Raw genomic sequence first — 20,764 nt, 5'->3', positions numbered from 1 at the left:
TGATTTTAAGACAATCAAATTTAAGAATATGAGCTTGTATTTCAATATTCCCAGAAGAGATTGAATTGAATGTCCTTGAAAAATGCAATCATAAATAGCATTATATCAGTACGTTACCATCAGAAAACACAGGCATCCATTCTTGTATCTCTCAAAATTAACCTGTATTTTCATCATTAAGAATGGGCTTTCGGACGAAAGTCACATAACCAACCTAAACAATTCAATTATGAAAAAGTTATTTTTTGCACTATGTGCAACACTGATGATTGTGTCCTGTCAAGATTTTAACGAAGTCAGTCAAACACAAAAAAACAAACCTAAAATCAGTATCACCATCCCAGATGCGCTCATCAATTACCAAACCGCTGCACGCCAAACAGGTACTGTAGACATCAAAACAATGCTAAATAGTACGCTCTTTGCCGGTAGCAACATCCAAGTCAAAGATGTACATACCTTTAAGACTATCGATGCTGCAACTACAGTGGAGACGGTTGATCAACAGTTTCAGAGTACATTGACTTCCAGATGGGTACCTGGAGATATCAACCGTAACTGGAATGGTGACGGAGACTTGGATGATATTGATTGGGTTTCGTTCTATCCCTTTGCTGTGGCCAATGAACTCTATGATGCCGAACCGATCTATCGCAGCATGTATGCCAAGTGGCAAAATGATGGTTATTGCAATACCGTCACTGTAGACGAGATGACTTATGACTTTGCCATGGGTAACCCTAGCTTGATTTTAGACTTTGGTTTGCCGAGTACTGGCAATCCGATTGCAGATATTTCTGTGGTCGGTTTCTTGCCCGCTTCTATTTTTGAAGCTGTTCTTGGAGCTGAGAATATTTTGGGAGTGGCATTTTCCTTCGTATTTGTGGATGACAATGGTGATCCTATCAAGTCTACCCGAGGCAAGGAAGATAAGGCTTATACTGAGGTTTGGTTCAACGACGGATTTACCTGGGCAGATGGTGCAGGGTCGGGCGTGATCGATTTGAAATCAGTGATTTTACATGAGTTTGGCCATACGCTCAACCTCGGTCACTTTGGTATCCTACAAGCATTCACAGATACCGAAACTGGGGCTACCGACTATGTCTATCAGCCTGTCAATACCATGAACGCGCTTTACATAGGAGAATCTAGGGACTTCCTAGGGCCTAATGACAAAGGCAACTACTGCGAAGCATGGGGTGGGTGGCCTTGGAATTAACTCAAGCAAGTACCGAGTAATCAATAAAAGCTTGCATTTCAATTGTTAGACGATTGAAATGCAAGCTTTTATTTTAGTTGTCAATATTTAGCTGGGTAGTGACTATTTGCAATGCGGAGAGTTCAAAGGTATTCTTGGGCGAGAAATTTAGTCCCCGCAAAGTTTTTGATTTCACTTTAATGAAAGATTTATTAAACACTATTGTAGAACTTAAAACCGAACAAACCCTGTCCTAACTATTGGTGTATGATCACTCCATTCTAGCAGAGAACACGGATGATATCATACAAAATGTTACAGTTCTTTTAAACGTCAATGCTGATTGTTACTTTGCCGCCAAGACCTTTTTCAACAATATCGTAAAGTGTTTTAAGGGTTAAGTTACTTCCGTCATTTTCAACTCTGGAAATGTACGTTCTTTTTTTATCAACGAGTTCTCCAAGTTGTTCCTGAGTTAAGTGTTTATCTTCTCGGGCTTTCCTTAAAAGTAGTCCAACTGAGAAACTTGAGGCTTCTCGTTCCAACTGGTCACGTCTCTCAGTTCCTTCGACTCCATAGACGTCATCTTTGATTGATTTCCACGATTTAGTTTCCATGTTTCTTCAGTTTATCGTTGTAATAGTCTGACTTCAATTTAAGTGCTTTTTGTATTTCATTCTTAGGTGTCTTTTGGGTCTTCTTCTGAAATCCGTTCAATAGAATCACCAATTTTCCTTTGTCGAAAAAGCAGAATACTCGCCAAATGTTTGACCCCAGCTTAATTCTTGCTTCATATAGACCGTCTGAATTTTCAAGATGTTTGAGGTATTGACTTGGTATTCGTTCTAGAGTTTCAATAGCTTCAATTATTTTGAAGACTTTGTCTTGAACCTTGATTGGTTGGCTCTTGAGAAATTCTTCAAAGTAATGTTTGTATGCTATTACTTCTCTGATTTTGTTCATACGACAAATGTAACTTAAAAGTTACCATTATTCAAAATGGTCATGAACTGTAACGCCTATACATCAAGCGTGCGTTTGTTATGTAGTTAAGTTTAGGATGCAATATAGCTGAATCTGGGATTCAGCGCATTCCTTTTCATTTTCCATGGGCTGAATCCCAGATTCAGCGGGGCTAGAGTAAGCTCAAAACTTTCCGCTAGCATCCATAAGCATGATTTGATGTATGATGTTAGATGCTTTTTTATTCTACTCTTATAAGGTTCAAATCCTGAAAATCAAAGCTGAAATCCATCTCTGGTGAAATACCTTTCAATTTGATTCCTTTTGCTTTTCCTTCTTGATTAAGAGAAAAAATGACAAATGCATCTGCGTTCAGTTTTTGATATTCCCATTTTACAGCGAATGAATTAGCTTTATAATATTGCAACCGACCGTTAAGTTTTGGTGATCTAAAAGATTGAAACCAAAGTTGATCGTTCCTCTTAGATATTTCCACTTGTCCAAACCAATTGTCTTCATAAATACCAACGTAGTTGTCTGCTACTATATGATCATCATTTGCTTGTTCAACTGTTTCCCAAACTGTAATTACTACACTATCGGCGATACTTGTTCTTGATTGGAGTCTTTTGTGAACTTTATTTACCCAATCATTATCAGGAATTTGTAAATATTTATCAAGAATTGTCAGCACTATGGGTTCAACAGGACTGTTTCCAACTTCATCAGAAGTATTTATCATTACTACTATTCCCAGTTCTAAGTCAGGAACTAATATTGTCATAGAGGCCATTCCTGGCAAAAGACCGCTGTGGTAGGCTACCATTTTCCCTTGTACATCTGTAAGCTCCCATCCTAAACCATAGCCAGAAAAATGAGAATTATATGGCTCAGCAGGGTAGGAAACATGAGAATTATGTATTCTCCACATCTCTCTTTGAGTATCCAATGTGAACAACTCATTTTCATTATTGCTTCCATATTTTCCATGATTTAGATGAACGAGCATCCACTGACACATATCTGCGACAGTGGAAATAATGCCTCCAGCTGCCCCGTTTGCTGTTTGTTCAAAATGAGAAATTGGTTCTAAGTTTCCGTTTTTAATCAAAAATGGTGTTGCTAATTTATTAGTAGACTTAATGGACGAGAAAGAACTAAATGTATTTTGCATACCTAGAGTTTTGAAGATATTGTTTTGGACAAAATCCTCCCAGCTTTGACCGCTTACTCTTGCAATTAATTCTCCAGCAACAATGTAAAGGATATTATCATAGTCATATTTGGTTCTAAAGGCAGATTGAGGTTCAAAGTATTGAAAATTTGATAAAATATCTTGAATTGTAAAATCTGAACCTTCTGGAATAAACATCAAATCTCCTGCACCGAGACCTAGTCCGCTACGATGTGTTAATAAATCTTGAATTGTAAAATTTTCTGTTACATAGCTATTGTACATTTTGAATTCTGGAATATGCTCAATGACCTTATCATCCCAGTCAATTTTGCCCTGTTCAACCAGAATAGCCAGTGCGGTAGTGGTGAAGGCTTTGCTATTCGAGGCAATCGCAAACTGAGTGTGCTCATTTACATAATCGTTGGAATTTTTGGATTTTATTCCATAACCCTTTGAATGTATAATTGTACCATCTTTTACTATCCCAACAGCCATTCCTGCGCTACCAAACTTCTCTAAAGTGGTTTCTACAAGTGCATTTACTTCTTCAGATTTGAGTTGTGAATTACCATTATGAGAAATGGCAAAGGTTATTAGAAGTATAAATATTATTGATCTATTCATCTATGAAAGGTTGATTGCATCTAACCTTTAGCTTTCCTGTCTATAATTAATCAAAGAAATAAAGGTTTTACTTTTAATAGTAAAAGAAAGCAAGCCAGAACTACGCGCTAACCAAGTTACCCAGACTTATCGGGCGATTCAGGGCTTGCTTTCCATTGTTAAATGTTCAGATAGATATTCAGGGATCCCGATCCGTCGAGATGCCCTAACATCAAGGTTTTGAACTTAATATTGAAATTATGGAAAATACCACCCCTAAACAAATCTTCTACCCACATATCGTGGGTATAGACATCAGCAAAATGAGTATTGATGTGGCTTTGATTAACAGCTCATCGATGAAGTGCAACAATGGCTTGTTTAGTAATGATAGCGAAGGCTTCCAGAAAATGAAAAGATGGCTTAAACAACATGGCAATGACTGTGGTGAGGACATCCTTTTCTGCATGGAACATACCGGTATCTATACCAGAAACATTGTCAAGTATTTGCTCAAAAGAGGATGCAAAGTTTGGCTGGAATCCTCCCTGCACATCAAAAGAAGCATGGGACTAATCAGGGGTAAGTCAGACAAAATCGACGCTGAAAGAATTGCCAATTTTGCTTTTGATCATCAACGTGATGCCAAACTGGTCAAACTCTCACATCCTACCTTAAACCGCCTCAAAGATCTAATGAAAACCAGAATGAGGCTTCAAAAAAGTTTACACAGTCAGCAAATTGCTGTAGATGAGTTGACCAAAGTAGACCCAAAAGCAGGACGTGAAATCGAAAGAATCAGTAGATCAGCTATCAGTGGGTTAAAAAAATCTTTAGATAAAGTTGAAGCCAAAATGGACGAATTGATTCAGATAGATAAACACTTAAAGGCCCTCTACGAATTGGTCACTTCGGTGAAAAGTGTAGGCAAGGTTTTGGCCGTGGATCTGATCGTTTATACAGAAGGATTTACTCGCATGTTGGACAACCGAAAGCTGGCTTGTTATTGCGGTGTAGCTCCTTTCGAATACAGTAGTGGAACCAGCATATTTGCCAGTCCAGGCACATCAAGTTTTGCCAACAAACAACTCAAATTTCATCTACACATGTGTGCGATGAATGCCATCAAATGTCACAAAGAACTTCGAGGATATTACCTTCGGAAAACCGAAGAAGGGAAAAGTAAAATGAGTGCACTCAATGCAGTGAGAAACAAACTACTCCATAGAGTAGTCGCCGTAGTAAAAAGAGGAACCCCTTATCAAGAGAAATTGGATTAAAAAAAGACCAATACGCTTGTTTTTACCATAGATATCGTCCAGCTATCATCCGTGGCGCTTGACGCGTATTTTGTTTCGTTTACAAATTAGGAAAATCTTCGATTTTCATCACTACCTTTTTTCAACCATGTGAGGAAAAGCGAAGATTTTCCGGTGATGCTAGAAACTGCCACACTCAACTCTAGCAGTAATCACCATGGAGTGGTAGGTAATGTTATGTCTATTTTTAGTATCCTGAAGAAGAAACTGCGAACCATAAGTTAGGAAAGCCATTGTCATCAATAAACTTAATCCAACCCTCCTTTACTTCTTGAACAGGGTATGAGTCACAACACCATTCAACTTCTTCACCACATTCTACCGTTGTAGGTTTAATAAATTCTACATCAACAAGAGCCCAATTTTCTTGAATAACCTTAATAATTACTCTTGTTTTTATTTCTGATTCCCAGTCGTTTCCAGGAATGCATATAATGGCTTTCCCTTCTAAGGAAGGTGATTCTCTTAATTTGAGACAACTTTTTATTACGTTAACTCCCATAGGGGTTCCTCTTTCAGTTGCATAATATCTTTTGTGCTTTGAAATATCATCACGTATAATTAAGTCACGATAACTATATATATAAGCTTGGTTGTCAATTAAATCTTGTTTTTTTAATAGATAACCACCGTTTATTGATTTCCAATTAAAGTGGTAATACAGGCTGTTTTTCCATTTTTTTAATTTTATAAAACTATTAGATTCATGACTTATTGCAGTAACACTATTAAAGTTAAGAACGCCTACCTGCTGAGACTGTTTATTATGTACTGTTGTTTGCCAATTCTTTTTTAGTATATAGCCAAAAAAGTTGTGGTTGGTGTCGTATATCGGGATTTCTATTTCCATTGGTATTTTACAAGCACCAATACCCCAATCTTCATCTTCTCCATATGGTGACATATAGCCATCATGGCATGGATTTTCACTTATGCCGTTAAAAATAATGAGTATAAAAAATACCGATAGAGTTATTTTTTTCATTTAAAATTCTAGTTAGACATAACGCCACTGTATCAATCGTGGCGTGTGATTTAGTTTAAGTTTCGGCTACAAGATAGCCAAATCTCTGATTTGGGCCGGGACGCGCAGTCTATCCCTTTTATTAATTCCATAGAGCTAATCTGAGATATGGCGGGGTTTCCAGAACGCTGAGAGCTTTCTTTCACAGCTGAACCGCCATGATTTGATACAGAATGTTACCACACGTTATTCAATTTTACATTTAAAGATTATTTTTTCTAGAGATCCTTTTTGAGCGTCAGTTAATTTCCCTTTTCGTTTACAGCTCTCATTTAGTGATTTCACAAAAGTTGTATCAAACCAAGTATTCTGATCTGCCCATTTCAAGACAAGATTAATTCTGGAGAATTGTGTGTTCGCTTCGCCACTCGTAAAGTCTAGCAGCTTCTGATTTATCCTTTCCCTTATAGTTTCTTGCTTAGTTGAGAGTTTTCTTTTCCGAATTGTGTCAGAATAAAACTTGTACTCAAATTCAGAAACTACTTTTTTGCTAAACAAAAATTCCAATACTTCTGAGCTCATTGATTTGGTCAAATCTTCCTTTAGCCTCTTTATAGAAGTGAAAATCTTATTCCCGTCTTCAATACCTAGAAATTTGTTTACGCAACAGTTACCAACTTCTGTTGTGTTGTTATTCTCGGAATTATTAAGAACACAGATGTTTTTTATTGGATAATGTCCGCAAAGGCAGGATTGAAGCTCTTCACTAGAGTATGCATATTCAAAAGTCCATTCGTTTTTAGCCTGATTCCAAATTTTGGATTCACTAAGTTTTAGAATTTCCTCAGTTAATTTGAATTGCATACTTAGTAATTATCGCATGGGTGGTAACGCCTGCGTATGGTGCGTGTGCGTGTCGTTTGATAATACAGCCAAAGTAGTGAAAATCTGCCGAACCTACTAGTGATTCGGTGAGAGCTGCGTTCCGCTGATCTTCCGGTGCGGCGAACTGGTCTCACTATAAGCAGAGAAGTTTTTCCCGCGGCAGATGCACGGGTTCGTTCCGCCGAAGATGGCTAAATGCTCAGTTCGCACATGCACTATGACGCCATGTTATCTGTATTTATTTGCCGATATTGCTTTTGTACGTTCTGAAATTACCATTCGAGTCCAATGAATCTACCTTCATTTCTAGACCAATAAATTGAAGGTTAATTGAGTCGTTCGCTGAGGGTTCCAGTCGCCAATGTTCCTTCACCCATTTTTTGTGTCCACTGGCAGAAATGTTCTGTCGTTCCCAGAAGATGTCTGTAGAATCTGCCCCATAAGTGTTGAAATAAATAGAGTCGAATGTTGACTTACATTGTTCCCAAGAGTTTATAAAACTGCGCGAGTCGGCCATTTGCAGATTGTACTCTTCAAGTTCCGATGGCGGTAGGTCTAGGGTGTCTAAATTTGGGAGAACAATAGTTGTGTCAAGTTGTTTGGCTGCAAATGGGTACTCGCCATGCATCGCATGAAAACCCATAACGGTTGTTAGAGCAGTCAGTTCGCAACTATCCAGTAGGGCTTCTTGACTAGCGTCATACATTGTTGAAGCAACTGGTATAAGCATTTTTGAACAACTTGATGCTGTAAGCAAGACCGATGTTAGAAATAATGGAAAGCGCATGAGGGTTCAGTCAGTTACAGATAACATCCGAATATAACACACTAGTGGTTGATATATCCCTTACATCCGGGATTTATCCGTTTTTATACGTTTAAAAATACACTTAATTTTTCTTAACTATTATGCACAGAACAGCAAACAGATCAATAACCACGAGATATAATAGCCGATAGCTCGTCGATGTCTTTCAAGGTGATTTGATTTGATTTGATTTCGATCAATTGCTCCTTTTTGAAATCCGACAACGTACGAATCACAGACTCAGGAGAAGTGCCTACGATATTGGACAGGTCCTCTCGCGAAAACTGAAACTGCTTGCACGCCATTCCAAAATTGCGCTGCACGGTGAGCAGGGCTTCGGCCACACGCTGACGCACAGAGTTGTAGGCAATATGAAGCATCTTCTCCTCCTGATCTTTCAGGTTGCCAGAAATGATCTTGATAAACCGAGAAGCCACCGATCTGTCCTTATAGATCAGCTGTAGAAAGTCTTCTTTAGGAATAAAATAGGTTTCGCATTCTTCCATGGCCATGGCCGAATCGGTATGGTCGGATTGGGTAATCAGGTCGTTGAACCCGATAAAATCTCCTGGGCCGTACAACCCCGTGATAAGCTCCTTGCCATCCTTGTTGGTCTTATAGGTCTTCACCTTCCCTTTATTGATGAAAATCAAATAGTTAGGAAAGTCCCCCTGCAGATACAAATTTGTCTTCTTTTTATGTCGTCTGATGCGCTTTTCCTTGGACAGCGCTTTCAGGCTTTCGATCTCCTGAGCATCATTAAAAAAGTGATCTAAGCCCGAAATGTTGCTATCATAGTCGTGCTGAATCTGGCGTGTACGTTTCAGCCGTGCCTCTACTGCGCCAAGCAGCTCTATGTCGTCAAACGGCTTGGTGAGATAATCATCCGCACCCAGATTCATCCCCATGCGCATATCGGATTTTTCCACCTTGGCTGTCAAGAAAATAAATGGTATATGTGCGGTAGACGGATTTTTTGATAGAATATGTAATACACCATAGCCGTCTAGCTCGGGCATCATAATATCGCAAATAATCAAATCTGGCATTTGCTCTTTGAGCTGCTCCAGCCCCGCCTTTCCATTAGGTGCGGTGGTAACTTGGTAGCCTGATAACTCTAGGATTTCCGCGGTATTTTCACGCACTTCCACATTGTCTTCGATCAGCAGTATTTTATTCATTTTCGCCTGATTTAATTTTTAGATTAAAGGTCGACCCCTTGCCTTCTTCACTTTCAAAAGCTATCTCCCCTTCGATCAGTTCTAGATATTTATGAACAATATTGAGTCCTAGCCCCGTACCTTGTATATGCGCGGCATTGTGCGCCCTGAAAAATTTGTCGAACAGGTACTTTTGATCTACCTGAGGAATGCCAATCCCCTGATCAGCGACCTGAATCTCTAATTCATCATTGATAAGCCTTACCTGCATGCGAATCACAGATTTTTCTGGAGAGTACTTGATGGCATTGGACAGTAAATTGACTAACACTTGCTTAAGTATCTGAGGATCTGTCACAAATATTGAATCGGGATGTTCACACTTCAGGTCTAATTGTTGTCCACGCTTCATCAGCTCACGCATCTCATCTACGATCTCATGAAGAAAATCACAAAGCTTAATCTCCCGATGCCACACCGACAGCTTACCCGCATCCAAGCGATCCATTGATAGAAAATCATTGAGTATACTCGTTAGCTCTCCCACACTCGATTTGATTCGGTTGATATGCTTGAGTTTTTTGTCTTTATTTTCCTCTGTGTTGTATTTGCCAATGAGTGATACAGAAGAAAGTATGGCACTCAGTGGCGTACGAAACTCATGCGAAGCCATAGACACAAAACGTGTTTTCAACTCATGCAACTCCTTTTCTTTCCCTAGTGCTATTCTTGCTTCATTTTCAGCTTTTATTCTTTCTTTGATTTGCAGTTCTAGGTCTGCATTAGTTTGCTGCAATTCATCCACTACAGCATGTAGCTTTTTAGTCCGATCATTCACCCGCTGCTCTAGTTCGGCGGCATAGTGCGTCAGCTGTTCCTCACTACGCTTGAGCTCTTGCTCTATTTCTTTTCTCTTGGATATATCGATAATGTGTGCAATCGTTACGTCTTCATCATCTACTTGCGCCACGTTGAGACTTACTTCCACAGGAAAAGTACTTCCATCCTTTTTTAGCGCCACTAGGTCTCTCCCTACCCCCATTTGTCTTGGTTCAGGGCGCTTATCATAATTCTGACGATCCACCACATGTTTGGTTCGTACATCCTTTGGCATTAGCTCTTCGATACTCATCCCCAGCAATTCGCCTGACCCATAGCCAAACAACGCCTCACATTGTGGGTTGGCCAATGTGATTTTGCCCTGGTTGACAAGCAATATGCCTTCTACACAAGAATAAAAAATACTCTGAAACGTGTTGGAATGAGAACGATGCATTCGTTTTTTAAAATTTGAAATCAAATCTAGCATTTATGATTTATCCATAAAGTGATTTAGATCATATTATGAAGTGATCATCGCTGTCATTCGGTGAAAAATCCCTATTTAGTTTTGAACAGACAACTAATAGAAATACAAGCACCTATCCTTGACAGATCGTGCATTTTATTCCACCGGTAATTACTAGTTTTAGACAAAATTTAGAAACTTGAACCAGACCACAGCACCAGACAAAACCACCTGCTACCACTGCGGAGAAGACTGCAAAGGCCAACCGCTGTGGCACGATGAACGCACCTTTTGCTGCTTTGGCTGTCAGACCGTATTTGAACTTTTGGCGGAAAAAGACCTTTGCGATTATTATAGTTTTGAAAATAATCCTGGCAATCAGCTCAGCCATTTTTTTAAGGATAAATACATCTTTCTGGACGACGAGGAGATCGTGCAGCATTTGCTGGATTTCAAATCAGCCGAGTTGGCAAAAATCACTTTTAGCATCCCCTCGATCCATTGCAGCAGTTGCATTTGGCTATTAGAAAACATACGAAAGTTTGACGACGGCATTTTGCATACCAAGATCGACTTCTCCAAAAAACGACTAGCGATAGATTATAACCCTGCCAAAACTAGTCTACGCAAAATAGCCGACCTACTCTACCAGCTCAGCTATGAACCTGAAATTTCGCTCGACCGCAAAACACAGGCTCCCACCACCAACCACAAGACACGCGATCTCAAAATCGGCATTGCAGGCTTTTGCTTTGGCAATATTATGCTACTGGCATTTCCAGATTATCTAGGTATCGAACTAGACTCTGAGTTTATTGCCTACTTCACATACATCAGTCTTGGGCTCTCGCTTCCAGTTCTGCTTTATTGCTCAAGCGAATTTTTCACCTCAGCGATCAGCGGCCTGCGCAAGCGGCTCCTCAATATAGACCTGCCCATCGCCATTGGCATCCTGGCTCTTTTTGGCAGAAGTCTATTTGAAATAATCACCGAAACTGGATCTGGATATTTAGACTCATTATCCGCCTTGGTGTTCTTTTTGCTCATCGGACGATGGGTGCAAAACAAGACCTATGAGGGACTTGCCTTTGACAGGAATTTCAAATCCTACTTTCCACTAGCTGTACAAAAAATCATTGGCGACAATAAAAAAAGTACGCTTGTGACTCAGCTAGAAATAAATGATCTGATCGAAATCAGAAATGAAGAGATCATCCCCTGCGATGCCGTACTGATGAGCACAGAGGCCTTGATAGATTACAGTTTTGTATCAGGAGAATCAGCTCCGAACCTCGTGACTGAAGGGGCTAAACTCTATGCGGGCGGCAAAATAAAGGGGGCTTCTGCTCAAATGACAGTGATCAAACCCGTCTCTCAAAGCTACCTTACCCAGCTCTGGAACCACTCCTCATTCGACGAAGCAAAATCAGGAGATACTCCTTCGTTGATCGATCAGGTCAGTAGATACTTTACACCTATCGTATTGTGCATTGCTTTGGTTGCAGGTATCTATTGGTCGTTCGCGGATAGCTCCAAAGTACTGTTTGTTGTTTCTTCAGTTTTGATTGTGGCCTGTCCATGTGCACTCGCGCTAGCGGCACCCTTCACGCTCAGTGCCACTATGAATACTTTGGGTCAGTGCAAAATGTACCTGAAAGGTACGGCAGTTATAGAAAAGCTTTGGGAAATCAGAAAAATCGTATTCGACAAAACAGGAACCATCACCACTGGCGACAATCAAAATATCGAATGGCATGGTCGAACTTTAGCACCAGCTGAAAGAGCGGCTATCATGGCTCTAGCAAGCCAATCTGTGCACCCACTTAGCATGCAGCTACACGCCCACTTGCATCGGGGCGAACCTGTACAAACAGTCTCTGGCTACCAAGAAGAAAAAAGCAAAGGCCTATCCGGTATTATAAATAATCAATCGGTCAAAATGGGATCTGCCAGTTTCGTAGGCACCACCACTCCCGCCTCCGACGGTGCAGTCATCGCCATAGCTATCAACGAAGAAGTACTGGGCTATTACCTCATACAAAGCAAATACCGAACAGGGCTCAAAGCCATGATCGACCAACTCGCTACGCGCTTTAGTTTTGCCGTACTATCAGGGGACAACGAGACCGAAAAGCAGAACCTAACCGCATTATTTCCTAGGCATACACCACTTGCGTTCAATCAAAGTCCGGAAGACAAACTACAAGCCATACAAGCCTTCGAATATCAGGAGAAAACCATCATGATCGGCGACGGGCTCAACGACGCAGGCGCTTTAAAAGCCAGCTATGTAGGCATCTCAGTAGCAGAAAACATGTCCAGCTTCACCCCTGCCAGTGATGTCATCATCATGGGCAATCAACTGACAAAATTGCCTCAGTTTCTCAAGCTCGTTCATCAATCCAAAAAGATAATCCTCGCAGGCTTCATGGTTTCGTTTGGTTACAATATCGTTGGGTTATCTTTGGCTGTGGCTGGCTACATCACACCAGTGATCGCCGCCATACTGATGCCTGTAAGTAGCATTTCGGTTGTGTTATTATCTACACTTGGTGTAAAATATTTGAGTAGTAGACTAAAACTAAAAGCATGAAAATTCTAATCATATTGATTGTGGTGAGTTTGGTGATCGCATTGATCTTTTTGGCGCTATTTATATGGTCTGTAAAATCGAATCAATACGAAGACACAGACTCTCCGTCGATACGCATCCTCTATGATGACAAACCCAGAGAGGACTCTTTAGATATATGATCAAAATCATGAAATGAGCTGACCTATGGCTTTAGTGGCTTAACTATATTCTAGTTGATTTGCTACAAAAGCGAATCGTATGGCAACTACACTCACACGCAAATATAACGTACCTGGCCCCAGATATACCAGCTACCCTAGTGTCCCCTTTTGGCAAAAGAAAATAGACCTTGAAGGCTGGAAAAGTAAAATCAAAGACACTTTCCGTCTGACCAACAAATCCAATGGGATCAGCTTATACATTCACTTGCCATTTTGCGAAAGCTTATGTACCTACTGTGGGTGCACCACAAGAATCACAATCAACCATGCCGTAGAAAAACCTTATATCGACACTGTACTCAAAGAATGGAAACTATATCTCGACCTGCTAGAAGACGTACCTGAAATTGCTGAAATACACTTAGGCGGAGGCACTCCTACTTTCTTTAGTCCGCAAAACCTAACCTACCTGATCGAAGGAATCACCCAGACATGTGTGATGAAAGCAGCTGCCGAATTTAGTTTTGAAGCTCACCCAAACAATACCACCGACACACACCTAAAAACCCTTTATAACTTAGGTTTTCGTCGAGTAAGTTTTGGTATTCAGGATTTTGACTCTCAGGTACAACAAATTATTAATCGAGTGCAAACTTATGAGCAAGTACAAAAAGTGGTCGACTCTGCCAGAGCCATTGGTTATACTTCTATCAACTTCGATTTGATCTATGGTCTACCCTTGCAGACGCTCACAAGTATATCAGATACTTGTACAAAAGTAGCCACACTCCAACCCGACCGCATCGCCTTCTACAGCTACGCCCATGTACCCTGGATCAAACCTGGCCAACGCATGTTTACCGAAGCAGACTTGCCCAGCCATGAAAGCAAACGAAGTCTATATGAACTAGGCAAGCAAATGCTCACAAACATGGGCTATCAAGAAATAGGTATGGATCATTTTTCACTACCAGACGAAGCGCTATTCAGAGCTGCTAATGAAGGCCACATGCACCGAAACTTCATGGGCTACACCACACAACACAGTCTGTTGTCTATAGGTCTAGGCGTATCTGCCATTGGCGATGCTTGGTCTGCCTATGGGCAAAATCTGAAAAAAGTAGAAGAATATAAAAAAGCAGTAATATCTAATGAATTTCCCATTTTCAAAACCCACCTACTCAATGATGAGGAAGCTTATATCCGCCAACACATCACCCAACTGATGTGCAAATTTGAAACGAGCTGGTCTCCAGCGGATCCTCACGCACACTTGTTAAATCATGTAGAAAACCAACTGCAAGAAATGATCGCTGACGAGCTCGTCATTGCGACTTCAAATCATCTATTGATAACGACAAAAGGCAGGCCGTTTGTAAGGAATGTATGCATGGCATTGGATATCTATCTAAAACCCAACCGATCTAGCCAACCACAGTTTAGCAGCACTATCTAATATATGTATTAATGGCATCTTATGTCATACCCCAACATCTATGTATAATTAGATTTATCGTTGGATTAGTCGAAACATAACCTTTAAGATCATAAAAAATGAACAGTATTATCATCGCCACCGCAGCTATACCCTTCGCTATTCGGGGAGCTGTTCGCAGCCTCTAGTAACTGCGCCATTTCTTCAAAAAAAAAAAACTAAATGGTTAGCTATCATTATTTTAACACCCATTAGTAGACCCATAATTATGGGTATCTCTTTAAAAAGAAATCATAATAGAAATCATTTAGAATGATTTCTATTATCTTAATGATAATGAAAACAAAATGAAACAAACCAATATGATAATTATCATATTAAAGAATGATCTGGAAGATACATCGATGTATTTTTCTCACCTAATTTAGACCTCAAATCATAAAATCAATTGCCTCATATGGAACTCGAAAAATTTAGTTACGACAATAAAATTGTCAAGTACTTCACTATTGCCTCCATTGTATTTGGAGTGGTGGCTATGCTGGCAGGTCTCACTGCTGCTATTCAGCTATTCTATCCAGCCTTCAATTTCGATCTGCAGTATACTACTTTTGGTCGTGTCAGGCCGTTGCACACCAATGCTATCATCTTTGGTTTTGTCGGCAATGCCATGTTTGCAGGGGTATATTATTCGTTGCAGCGCTTACTCAAAGCCCGTATGTATAACGACACCCTCTCATGGATAAATTTCTATGGTTGGCAGCTTATTTTATTGGCAGCAGCCATCACCTTACCATTGGGCTATACAACTAGTAAAGAATATGCCGAATTAGAATGGCCTATAGATATTGCCATCACTTTGATTTGGGTCGTATTTGGGATCAACATGATTGGTACCATAATAAAAAGACGTGAACGGCATATGTATGTAGCCATCTGGTTTTATATAGCCACATTCGTTACAGTTGCCGTGCTCCATATTGTCAATTCAGTAGAAATCCCAGTGACCTTATTCAAGAGTTACTCTTGGTATGCAGGTGTACAAGACGCACTCGTCCAATGGTGGTATGGTCACAATGCAGTCGCATTTTTCTTGACTACCCCATTTTTGGGAATCATGTACTACTACCTGCCAAAAGCTGCCAACAGACCCGTTTACTCCTATAGGCTATCGATCATTCATTTTTGGTCTTTAATATTTATATACATCTGGGCTGGCCCCCACCATTTGCTCTACACCTCTTTGCCTGACTGGGCACAATCATTAGGAGTTGTCTTTTCCATTATGCTATTGGCTCCATCCTGGGGGGGCATGCTCAACGGGCTAATGACCTTAAGAGGCGCTTGGGATCGGGTAAGAGAAGATCCCGTTTTGAAATTTATGGTCGTAGCCGTGACCGCCTATGGTATGGCTACCTTCGAGGGGCCGATGCTTTCGCTAAAAAATGTAAGTGCTATAGCCCATTATACTGACTGGATCGTCGCTCACGTACACGTGGGAGGATTGGGTTGGAATGGCTTCTTAATCTTCGGAATGTTCTATTGGCTCGTGCCAAAAATGTGGAAGACAGAGCTCTTTTCACGTAGCTTGGCCAATACCCACTTCTGGTTGGGTACACTGGGTATTATATTCTATGCTCTACCCTTATACATAGCAGGTATCACCCAAGCTTCTATGTGGAAGCAGTTCGATGCTGATGGATTCTTGGTTTATAAAAACTTCTTAGAAACAGTAGTTCAGATTCTACCCATGTATATGCTAAGAGCCGTTGGAGGAAGTTTGTACCTATCTGGTGTACTCATCATGATATTCAACCTGATGAAGACTGCTGGTAAAGGTTCTTTTGTGAGCGATGAAGCAGCAGAAGCTCCCGCGCTAGAGAAAAAAGTAATTACTGGCGGGCACTGGCACAGTGTATTGGAAAGAAAGCCAATCATATTTACTGTATTATCATTAATTGCCATTCTGATCGGGGGTCTAATAGAAATGGTACCTACCTTTTTGATCAAATCTAATGTACCTACAATTGCTTCGGTAAAACCATATACTCCACTAGAATTACACGGCAGAGACATCTACATCCGCGAAGGCTGTAACAATTGCCACTCGCAAATGATCCGTCCTTTCCGTGACGAAACCGAGCGATACGGTGAGTACTCTAAAGCAGGAGAATTTGTCTATGATCACCCCTTCTTGTGGGGATCGAAAAGAACAGGTCCAGATTTGGCTCGTGAAGGTGTAGGCAAATTAAAGAAATCAAACTCTTGGCATTTTTATCACATGCTTGATCCAGGGCAAGTTTCGGAGGGTTCTATTATGCCTTCTTACCCTTGGCTATTTGAGCAAATGATCGATAAAGAATTGACACCTGGCAAAATCAATGCCCTCAGAACGGTAGGTGTACCGTATGCAGAGGGTTATGAAAACACAGCCAACGACGACCTTGCGGCGCAAGCCAAGGGTATTACTGAAAACCTGGCAGCAGAAGACATTGAGATCTCTGACGACGCAGAAATCATTGCACTGATTGCTTACTTGCAACGCCTAGGTAAAGACATTACTGTAAAAGACTAAAGGAAAATAATTATGTTTAAATACTATTTCGAACAAGTAAATGGTGTGGAAATATGGCCAATTATTTCCCTATCCATCTTTTTCATCTTCTTTGTAGGACTGCTTTGGTGGGTATACAAAGGCGTCGACAATTCATATATCGACGAAATGAAAAACTTACCCATTACCAAAACACCTAAATCTTAATGACATGAATAATTTTAAAACATATATAAAGGGTCTTGGGGTTTGTATGCTATTGCTCCTGACTGGCCCGATATCATTCGCACAATCGGAAGGCTCGACCATAGCTTTGCTCAACACCACTGAAATGATGATTATTCTGGTGCTCTTTGTGATGCTTTTGGTACTGCTAGTAGCTTTTTACCTTTTGACCATACTACAAGTCATGGTGAGAGAAGACGGCATCAGAAAGGCAAAAGAAAAAGGACTAGCTTATATAGAAGAACCCAGTGCTTGGTCTAAATTTTATGATAGCCTCACAGGTGCCGTACCTATTGAAAAAGAAAATACCATTGTACTAGATCACGACTACGATGGCATCAAGGAACTAGACAATCACTTGCCTCCATGGTGGACATACATGTTTTATGCATGTATCGTATTTGCTGTCATCTATATGTTTCTCTATCATGTGAGTGGCACACTTCCACTACAAACACAAGAATATGAAATAGCCATGGCAGAAGCGCAAGCCAATAAAGCTTCTGCTGAAGCAGATGGTAATGCTGTAGACGAATCAAATATTGTATTCTCCGAAGATCCCGCAGTCATCTCTAGTGGAAAAACCGTCTACAACAGAAATTGTGTAGCTTGTCACAAAGCCGCTGGTGAAGGCGGAATAGGCCCTAACCTGACAGATGACTATTGGCTACATGGTGGCAGCATTCAAGAAATCTACAACACTATAAAAAATGGTGTGCCAGACAAAGGAATGATCGCATGGGGCGAAGTACTCTCCCCTGCTAAAATGAATGATGTAACCTCTTATATTCACACACTAAAAGGCACCAATCCTGCAGGGGCTAAAGAACCTCAGGGAGAATTATACACAGAAAAAGCAGAAACAGAATAATGGAAAACCATTATCAATTTGAGGAGGAATACAGAGACACCATCGCCACTGTAGACGAGTCTGGTAAGCGTATTTGGGTCTACCCCAAAAAGCCCAAAGGCAAGTATCACAACTATCGGATAGGGGTTACTGTAGTTCTCCTTGGATTGCTCTTCGCAGGCCCCTTCATCACCATCGGTGGCCGTCCAATGCTTCTACTCAATATTTTCGAACGCAAGTTCATCATCTTGGGGCAGGCCTTCTGGCCACAAGATTTTTTCCTACTGGCCTTACTGGCCGTTACCTTTTTTGTATTCATCATCTTATTCACTGTAGCCTTTGGACGAGTATGGTGCGGATGGGCTTGTCCACAAACACTGTTTATGGAAATGGTCTTTAGAAAGATCGAATACTGGATAGAAGGCGATGCCAATCAACAAAGAAAACTAAATACTGCGCCTTGGAGTGCCAGCAAAATTTGGAAAAAGTCATTGAAGCATTTCATCTTTCTGGCAGTTGCGATCCTCATTTCGCATACTGTAATGGCCTACCTTATAGGTGTAGACGAAGTGATTGCGATCATATCTCAGCCACCTACCGCACACATGAGTGGGTTTATTGGGCTGGTCACTTTTACTGGTATCTTCTATTGGGTATTTGCCTACTTTAGAGAACAGGCCTGTGTGGCCGTGTGCCCTTATGGGCGGCTACAGAGTGTGTTGATCGTAAAAGACACCATGGCCGTGATGTATGATTGGCTACGTGGTGAGCCCAGATCTAAACTGAAAAAAACAGACCAAACAACAGCAGCAGGAGACTGCATCGATTGTAAGCTATGCGTACACGCCTGTCCTACAGGCATTGACATTAGAAATGGCACACAGCTAGAATGTGTAAACTGTACCGCCTGTATGGATGCTTGTGATGAGGTCATGTACAAAATCAATAAACCAGAAGGTCTAATTCGATTGTCGTCACATACCGCTATAGAAACTGGGCAAAAGAAATTGTTTACCCCCAGAATAGCTGGATATTCTGTAGTACTACTAGCCTTAGTCACCTTCTTATCTTTTATGCTCATATCTAGATCAGAAGTAGAAATTACAGTTTTGAAGGTCCCTGGTACGCTATACCAAAAAACAGACGATGGTCAGATATCGAACCTATACAACATACAGTTTATCAACAAAACTTTTGAAGACATGGAACTAGAGTTAAAGGTGCTAGACAACTCTCATGCTCAAATAGACCGTGTAGGTACACAACGCATCATCATCCCTGCTAATGACAAATATGAGGGAGTGTTTTTTATTAAAATGCCACCACATACTATCTACAAAGCTAAATTCAGCGTAGAGATAGGCGTATTTAGAAATGGAGAATTGATAGACGAAATAAACACTAAATTTTTGGGACCTGTAAATATGAAATAATGAATTGGCCACGTAGCATCATATTAGCCTTCGTCTTGTTTGCTGGATTAGTCATCACTATGGTGGTCATTTCTATGAAGCACGAAGTGAATTTAGTCGCACATAATTATTATGAAGAAGAATTGGCCTATCAAGACCAAATCGATAGAATTCAGAATTTCAATGATCTAGCAGACAAGCCCACCATCATCAGACGTGGAGAAGAGATCATAGTGACTTTTCCTATCCATTTGGCTAGCGAAATACAATCTGGAGAAATTCATTTCTTTCGACCATCGGACAATTCGATAGATAAGAAAATCGAACTAAAACTGGATCAGGCTTATAGCCAGTCTTTCCCTACGAATGGTTTAGGCAAAGGGCTTTGGAAAACAAAACTCCGTTGGAAATCTAACGACAAGGAATATTTCTCCGAACAAAGATTCGTACTGTAATGTACTGGACAGCCTTATTTCTTGGATTTGTGGGCAGCCTACACTGCGTCGTGATGTGCGGACCAATCGCCCTCAGTATGGCGGGTCAACAATCGCTCTCTAGGTTCTTAATTAGTCGTCTTTTGTACAACATGGGTCGGATCGTTACCTATGCGGGTATCGGTTTGGTATTTGGTCTGCTAGGCGAATGGGTTGCTTTAGGCGGATATCAGCAAGCATTTTCAATCGTCATTGGCTTATTCATGATCCTTTTGGCCATAGGACTTAGCTCTTCGGCCAAAGGAAAATTGTACCAACCCTTGTACAAACTCACCCAGGGTTTGAAAAACAAACTGGGCAAATGGATAAAGTCTAGTAAGCTCATGGGCACTTTCTTTTTTGGCGTTTTAAATGGTTTCTTACCTTGTGGATTGGTCTATGCAGCTGTAGCAGGTGCACTGGCTACTACAGATCTATCAAACGGCCTTTGGTATATGGTCGTCTTTGGGCTCGGTACGGTACCTGCTATGCTTTTTATATCTATCTCAGGACGAGCCTTCAAAAGCTTTTCATTTGTTTCCTTCACTCGGCTTTCTACTTTCTTCGTATTTGTTTTAGGTTGTCTATTAGTGATTCGAGGACTGAATTTGAACATCCCCTACCTCAGTCCCGCCATCGCCTATTTATATCCTACCACCGACATCACCGTTTGCAGATAAAGCACATCGTATGCCTTTCATATTAGAAGAA

19 protein-coding genes are annotated in these 20,764 nt (G+C 40.7%); 11 read left to right on the top strand and 8 right to left on the bottom strand.

Annotation, left to right across the window (positions count from 1 at the left end; all coding sequences use genetic code 11):
- The first annotated feature begins 229 nt into the window (after nucleotides 1–229).
- Nucleotides 230–1,222, top strand: coding sequence for a zinc metalloprotease (locus N7E81_RS14175; RefSeq protein WP_263050250.1), 993 nt, complete (start codon nucleotides 230–232; stop codon nucleotides 1,220–1,222).
- 305 nt (nucleotides 1,223–1,527) lie between these two features.
- Here N7E81_RS14175 and N7E81_RS14170 read toward each other — a convergent pair whose 3' ends face one another.
- The 3 genes from N7E81_RS14170 to N7E81_RS14160 all read right to left on the bottom strand — a co-directional run bounded on the left by N7E81_RS14170 (nucleotide 1,528) and on the right by N7E81_RS14160 (nucleotide 3,965).
- Nucleotides 1,528–1,818: a helix-turn-helix domain-containing protein gene (locus N7E81_RS14170; protein WP_263050249.1), complete on the bottom strand. Its 291-nt coding sequence runs from the start codon at nucleotides 1,816–1,818 to the stop codon at nucleotides 1,528–1,530.
- Entirely contained in the window at nucleotides 1,808–2,164 is a 357-nt protein-coding gene (locus N7E81_RS14165) for a type II toxin-antitoxin system RelE/ParE family toxin (protein ID WP_263050248.1), read from the bottom strand. The genes N7E81_RS14170 and N7E81_RS14165 overlap by 11 nt, the downstream gene beginning before the upstream one ends.
- Nucleotides 2,165–2,405: 241 nt before the next feature.
- Nucleotides 2,406–3,965: a serine hydrolase gene (locus N7E81_RS14160; protein WP_263050247.1), complete on the bottom strand. Its 1,560-nt coding sequence runs from the start codon at nucleotides 3,963–3,965 to the stop codon at nucleotides 2,406–2,408.
- A 239-nt stretch (nucleotides 3,966–4,204) separates the two neighbouring features.
- Here N7E81_RS14160 and N7E81_RS14155 point away from each other — a divergent pair, with 239 nt between their 5' ends.
- The gene (locus N7E81_RS14155) at nucleotides 4,205–5,224 is read left to right on the top strand and encodes an IS110 family RNA-guided transposase (RefSeq protein WP_263050246.1); all 1,020 of its coding nucleotides are present in this window, start codon (nucleotides 4,205–4,207) and stop codon (nucleotides 5,222–5,224) included.
- 226 nt (nucleotides 5,225–5,450) lie between these two features.
- On the opposite strand, the gene N7E81_RS14150 is transcribed toward N7E81_RS14155, so the two are convergent.
- From N7E81_RS14150 to N7E81_RS14130, 5 genes are all read right to left on the bottom strand, one after another.
- On the bottom strand, nucleotides 5,451–6,248 hold the full coding sequence (locus N7E81_RS14150) for a hypothetical protein (protein WP_263050245.1): 798 nt from the start codon (nucleotides 6,246–6,248) through the stop codon (nucleotides 5,451–5,453).
- Between the two features lie 225 nt (nucleotides 6,249–6,473).
- A complete protein-coding gene (locus N7E81_RS14145) occupies nucleotides 6,474–7,091 on the bottom strand; it encodes a hypothetical protein (protein WP_263050244.1) in 618 nt (205 codons plus the stop codon).
- 259 nt (nucleotides 7,092–7,350) lie between these two features.
- Nucleotides 7,351–7,818, bottom strand: coding sequence for a hypothetical protein (locus tag N7E81_RS14140; RefSeq protein WP_263050243.1), 468 nt, complete (start codon nucleotides 7,816–7,818; stop codon nucleotides 7,351–7,353).
- A gap of 224 nt (nucleotides 7,819–8,042) precedes the next feature.
- Nucleotides 8,043–9,101 (bottom strand): response regulator, encoded by a 1,059-nt coding sequence (locus N7E81_RS14135; RefSeq protein WP_263050242.1) that lies wholly within the window; start codon nucleotides 9,099–9,101, stop codon nucleotides 8,043–8,045.
- Nucleotides 9,094–10,356 (bottom strand): sensor histidine kinase, encoded by a 1,263-nt coding sequence (locus N7E81_RS14130; protein WP_263050241.1) that lies wholly within the window; start codon nucleotides 10,354–10,356, stop codon nucleotides 9,094–9,096. Before N7E81_RS14130 ends, N7E81_RS14135 begins: the two co-directional genes overlap by 8 nt.
- 211 nt (nucleotides 10,357–10,567) lie before the next feature.
- Between N7E81_RS14130 and N7E81_RS14125 the strand changes: the two genes are divergently transcribed.
- From N7E81_RS14125 to N7E81_RS14085, 9 genes are all read left to right on the top strand, one after another.
- Nucleotides 10,568–12,961, top strand: a complete 2,394-nt coding sequence (locus N7E81_RS14125; RefSeq protein ID WP_263050240.1) for a heavy metal translocating P-type ATPase — start codon at nucleotides 10,568–10,570, stop codon at nucleotides 12,959–12,961.
- A complete protein-coding gene (ccoS, locus tag N7E81_RS14120; protein ID WP_263050239.1) occupies nucleotides 12,958–13,122 on the top strand; it encodes a cbb3-type cytochrome oxidase assembly protein CcoS in 165 nt (54 codons plus the stop codon). The genes N7E81_RS14125 and ccoS overlap by 4 nt, the downstream gene beginning before the upstream one ends.
- A gap of 79 nt (nucleotides 13,123–13,201) precedes the next feature.
- Nucleotides 13,202–14,560, top strand: coding sequence for an oxygen-independent coproporphyrinogen III oxidase (gene hemN, locus N7E81_RS14115; protein WP_263050238.1), 1,359 nt, complete (start codon nucleotides 13,202–13,204; stop codon nucleotides 14,558–14,560).
- Between the two features lie 436 nt (nucleotides 14,561–14,996).
- Entirely contained in the window at nucleotides 14,997–17,114 is a 2,118-nt protein-coding gene (ccoN, locus tag N7E81_RS14110) for a cytochrome-c oxidase, cbb3-type subunit I (RefSeq protein ID WP_263050237.1), read from the top strand.
- Nucleotides 17,115–17,126: 12 nt separating this feature from the next.
- The gene (locus N7E81_RS14105) at nucleotides 17,127–17,300 is read left to right on the top strand and encodes a cytochrome C oxidase Cbb3 (RefSeq protein WP_263050236.1); all 174 of its coding nucleotides are present in this window, start codon (nucleotides 17,127–17,129) and stop codon (nucleotides 17,298–17,300) included.
- A gap of 4 nt (nucleotides 17,301–17,304) precedes the next feature.
- The gene (locus N7E81_RS14100) at nucleotides 17,305–18,189 is read left to right on the top strand and encodes a cbb3-type cytochrome c oxidase N-terminal domain-containing protein (protein WP_263050235.1); all 885 of its coding nucleotides are present in this window, start codon (nucleotides 17,305–17,307) and stop codon (nucleotides 18,187–18,189) included.
- Nucleotides 18,189–19,601 carry a cytochrome c oxidase accessory protein CcoG gene (gene ccoG, locus N7E81_RS14095; protein ID WP_263050234.1) on the top strand — a complete coding sequence of 471 codons (1,413 nt, stop codon included), beginning with the start codon at nucleotides 18,189–18,191 and terminating at the stop codon, nucleotides 19,599–19,601. Before N7E81_RS14100 ends, ccoG begins: the two co-directional genes overlap by 1 nt.
- Nucleotides 19,601–20,035 (top strand): FixH family protein, encoded by a 435-nt coding sequence (locus N7E81_RS14090; RefSeq protein WP_263050233.1) that lies wholly within the window; start codon nucleotides 19,601–19,603, stop codon nucleotides 20,033–20,035. The genes ccoG and N7E81_RS14090 overlap by 1 nt, the downstream gene beginning before the upstream one ends.
- Entirely contained in the window at nucleotides 20,035–20,733 is a 699-nt protein-coding gene (locus N7E81_RS14085; protein ID WP_263050232.1) for a sulfite exporter TauE/SafE family protein, read from the top strand. Before N7E81_RS14090 ends, N7E81_RS14085 begins: the two co-directional genes overlap by 1 nt.
- Nucleotides 20,734–20,764: the final 31 nt, after the last annotated feature.

It is taken from the genome of Reichenbachiella carrageenanivorans (assembly GCF_025639805.1).
In the GTDB taxonomy this organism is placed as follows: Bacteria; Bacteroidota; Bacteroidia; order Cytophagales; family Cyclobacteriaceae; genus Reichenbachiella; species Reichenbachiella carrageenanivorans.
The sequence above is the reverse complement of the archived record's forward strand: the minus strand, read 5'-3'. Positions and strand labels throughout refer to the sequence as shown.

Bases quoted from the DNA above. Each gene is read 5' to 3' on its own strand.
- N7E81_RS14175 (WP_263050250.1), top strand. From the start codon at position 230: ATGAAAAAGTTATTTTTTGCACTATGTGCAACACTGATGATTGTGTCC.
- N7E81_RS14170 (WP_263050249.1), bottom strand. From the start codon at position 1,818: ATGGAAACTAAATCGTGGAAATCAATCAAAGATGACGTCTATGGAGTC.
- N7E81_RS14165 (WP_263050248.1), bottom strand. From the start codon at position 2,164: ATGAACAAAATCAGAGAAGTAATAGCATACAAACATTACTTTGAAGAA.
- N7E81_RS14160 (WP_263050247.1), bottom strand. From the start codon at position 3,965: ATGAATAGATCAATAATATTTATACTTCTAATAACCTTTGCCATTTCT.
- N7E81_RS14155 (WP_263050246.1), top strand. From the start codon at position 4,205: ATGGAAAATACCACCCCTAAACAAATCTTCTACCCACATATCGTGGGT.
- N7E81_RS14150 (WP_263050245.1), bottom strand. From the start codon at position 6,248: ATGAAAAAAATAACTCTATCGGTATTTTTTATACTCATTATTTTTAAC.
- N7E81_RS14145 (WP_263050244.1), bottom strand. From the start codon at position 7,091: ATGCAATTCAAATTAACTGAGGAAATTCTAAAACTTAGTGAATCCAAA.
- N7E81_RS14140 (WP_263050243.1), bottom strand. From the start codon at position 7,818: ATGTATGACGCTAGTCAAGAAGCCCTACTGGATAGTTGCGAACTGACT.
- N7E81_RS14135 (WP_263050242.1), bottom strand. From the start codon at position 9,101: ATGAATAAAATACTGCTGATCGAAGACAATGTGGAAGTGCGTGAAAAT.
- N7E81_RS14130 (WP_263050241.1), bottom strand. From the start codon at position 10,356: ATGCATCGTTCTCATTCCAACACGTTTCAGAGTATTTTTTATTCTTGT.
- ccoS (WP_263050239.1), top strand. From the start codon at position 12,958: ATGAAAATTCTAATCATATTGATTGTGGTGAGTTTGGTGATCGCATTG.
- hemN (WP_263050238.1), top strand. From the start codon at position 13,202: ATGGCAACTACACTCACACGCAAATATAACGTACCTGGCCCCAGATAT.
- ccoN (WP_263050237.1), top strand. From the start codon at position 14,997: ATGGAACTCGAAAAATTTAGTTACGACAATAAAATTGTCAAGTACTTC.
- N7E81_RS14105 (WP_263050236.1), top strand. From the start codon at position 17,127: ATGTTTAAATACTATTTCGAACAAGTAAATGGTGTGGAAATATGGCCA.
- N7E81_RS14100 (WP_263050235.1), top strand. From the start codon at position 17,305: ATGAATAATTTTAAAACATATATAAAGGGTCTTGGGGTTTGTATGCTA.
- ccoG (WP_263050234.1), top strand. From the start codon at position 18,189: ATGGAAAACCATTATCAATTTGAGGAGGAATACAGAGACACCATCGCC.
- N7E81_RS14090 (WP_263050233.1), top strand. From the start codon at position 19,601: ATGAATTGGCCACGTAGCATCATATTAGCCTTCGTCTTGTTTGCTGGA.
- N7E81_RS14085 (WP_263050232.1), top strand. From the start codon at position 20,035: ATGTACTGGACAGCCTTATTTCTTGGATTTGTGGGCAGCCTACACTGC.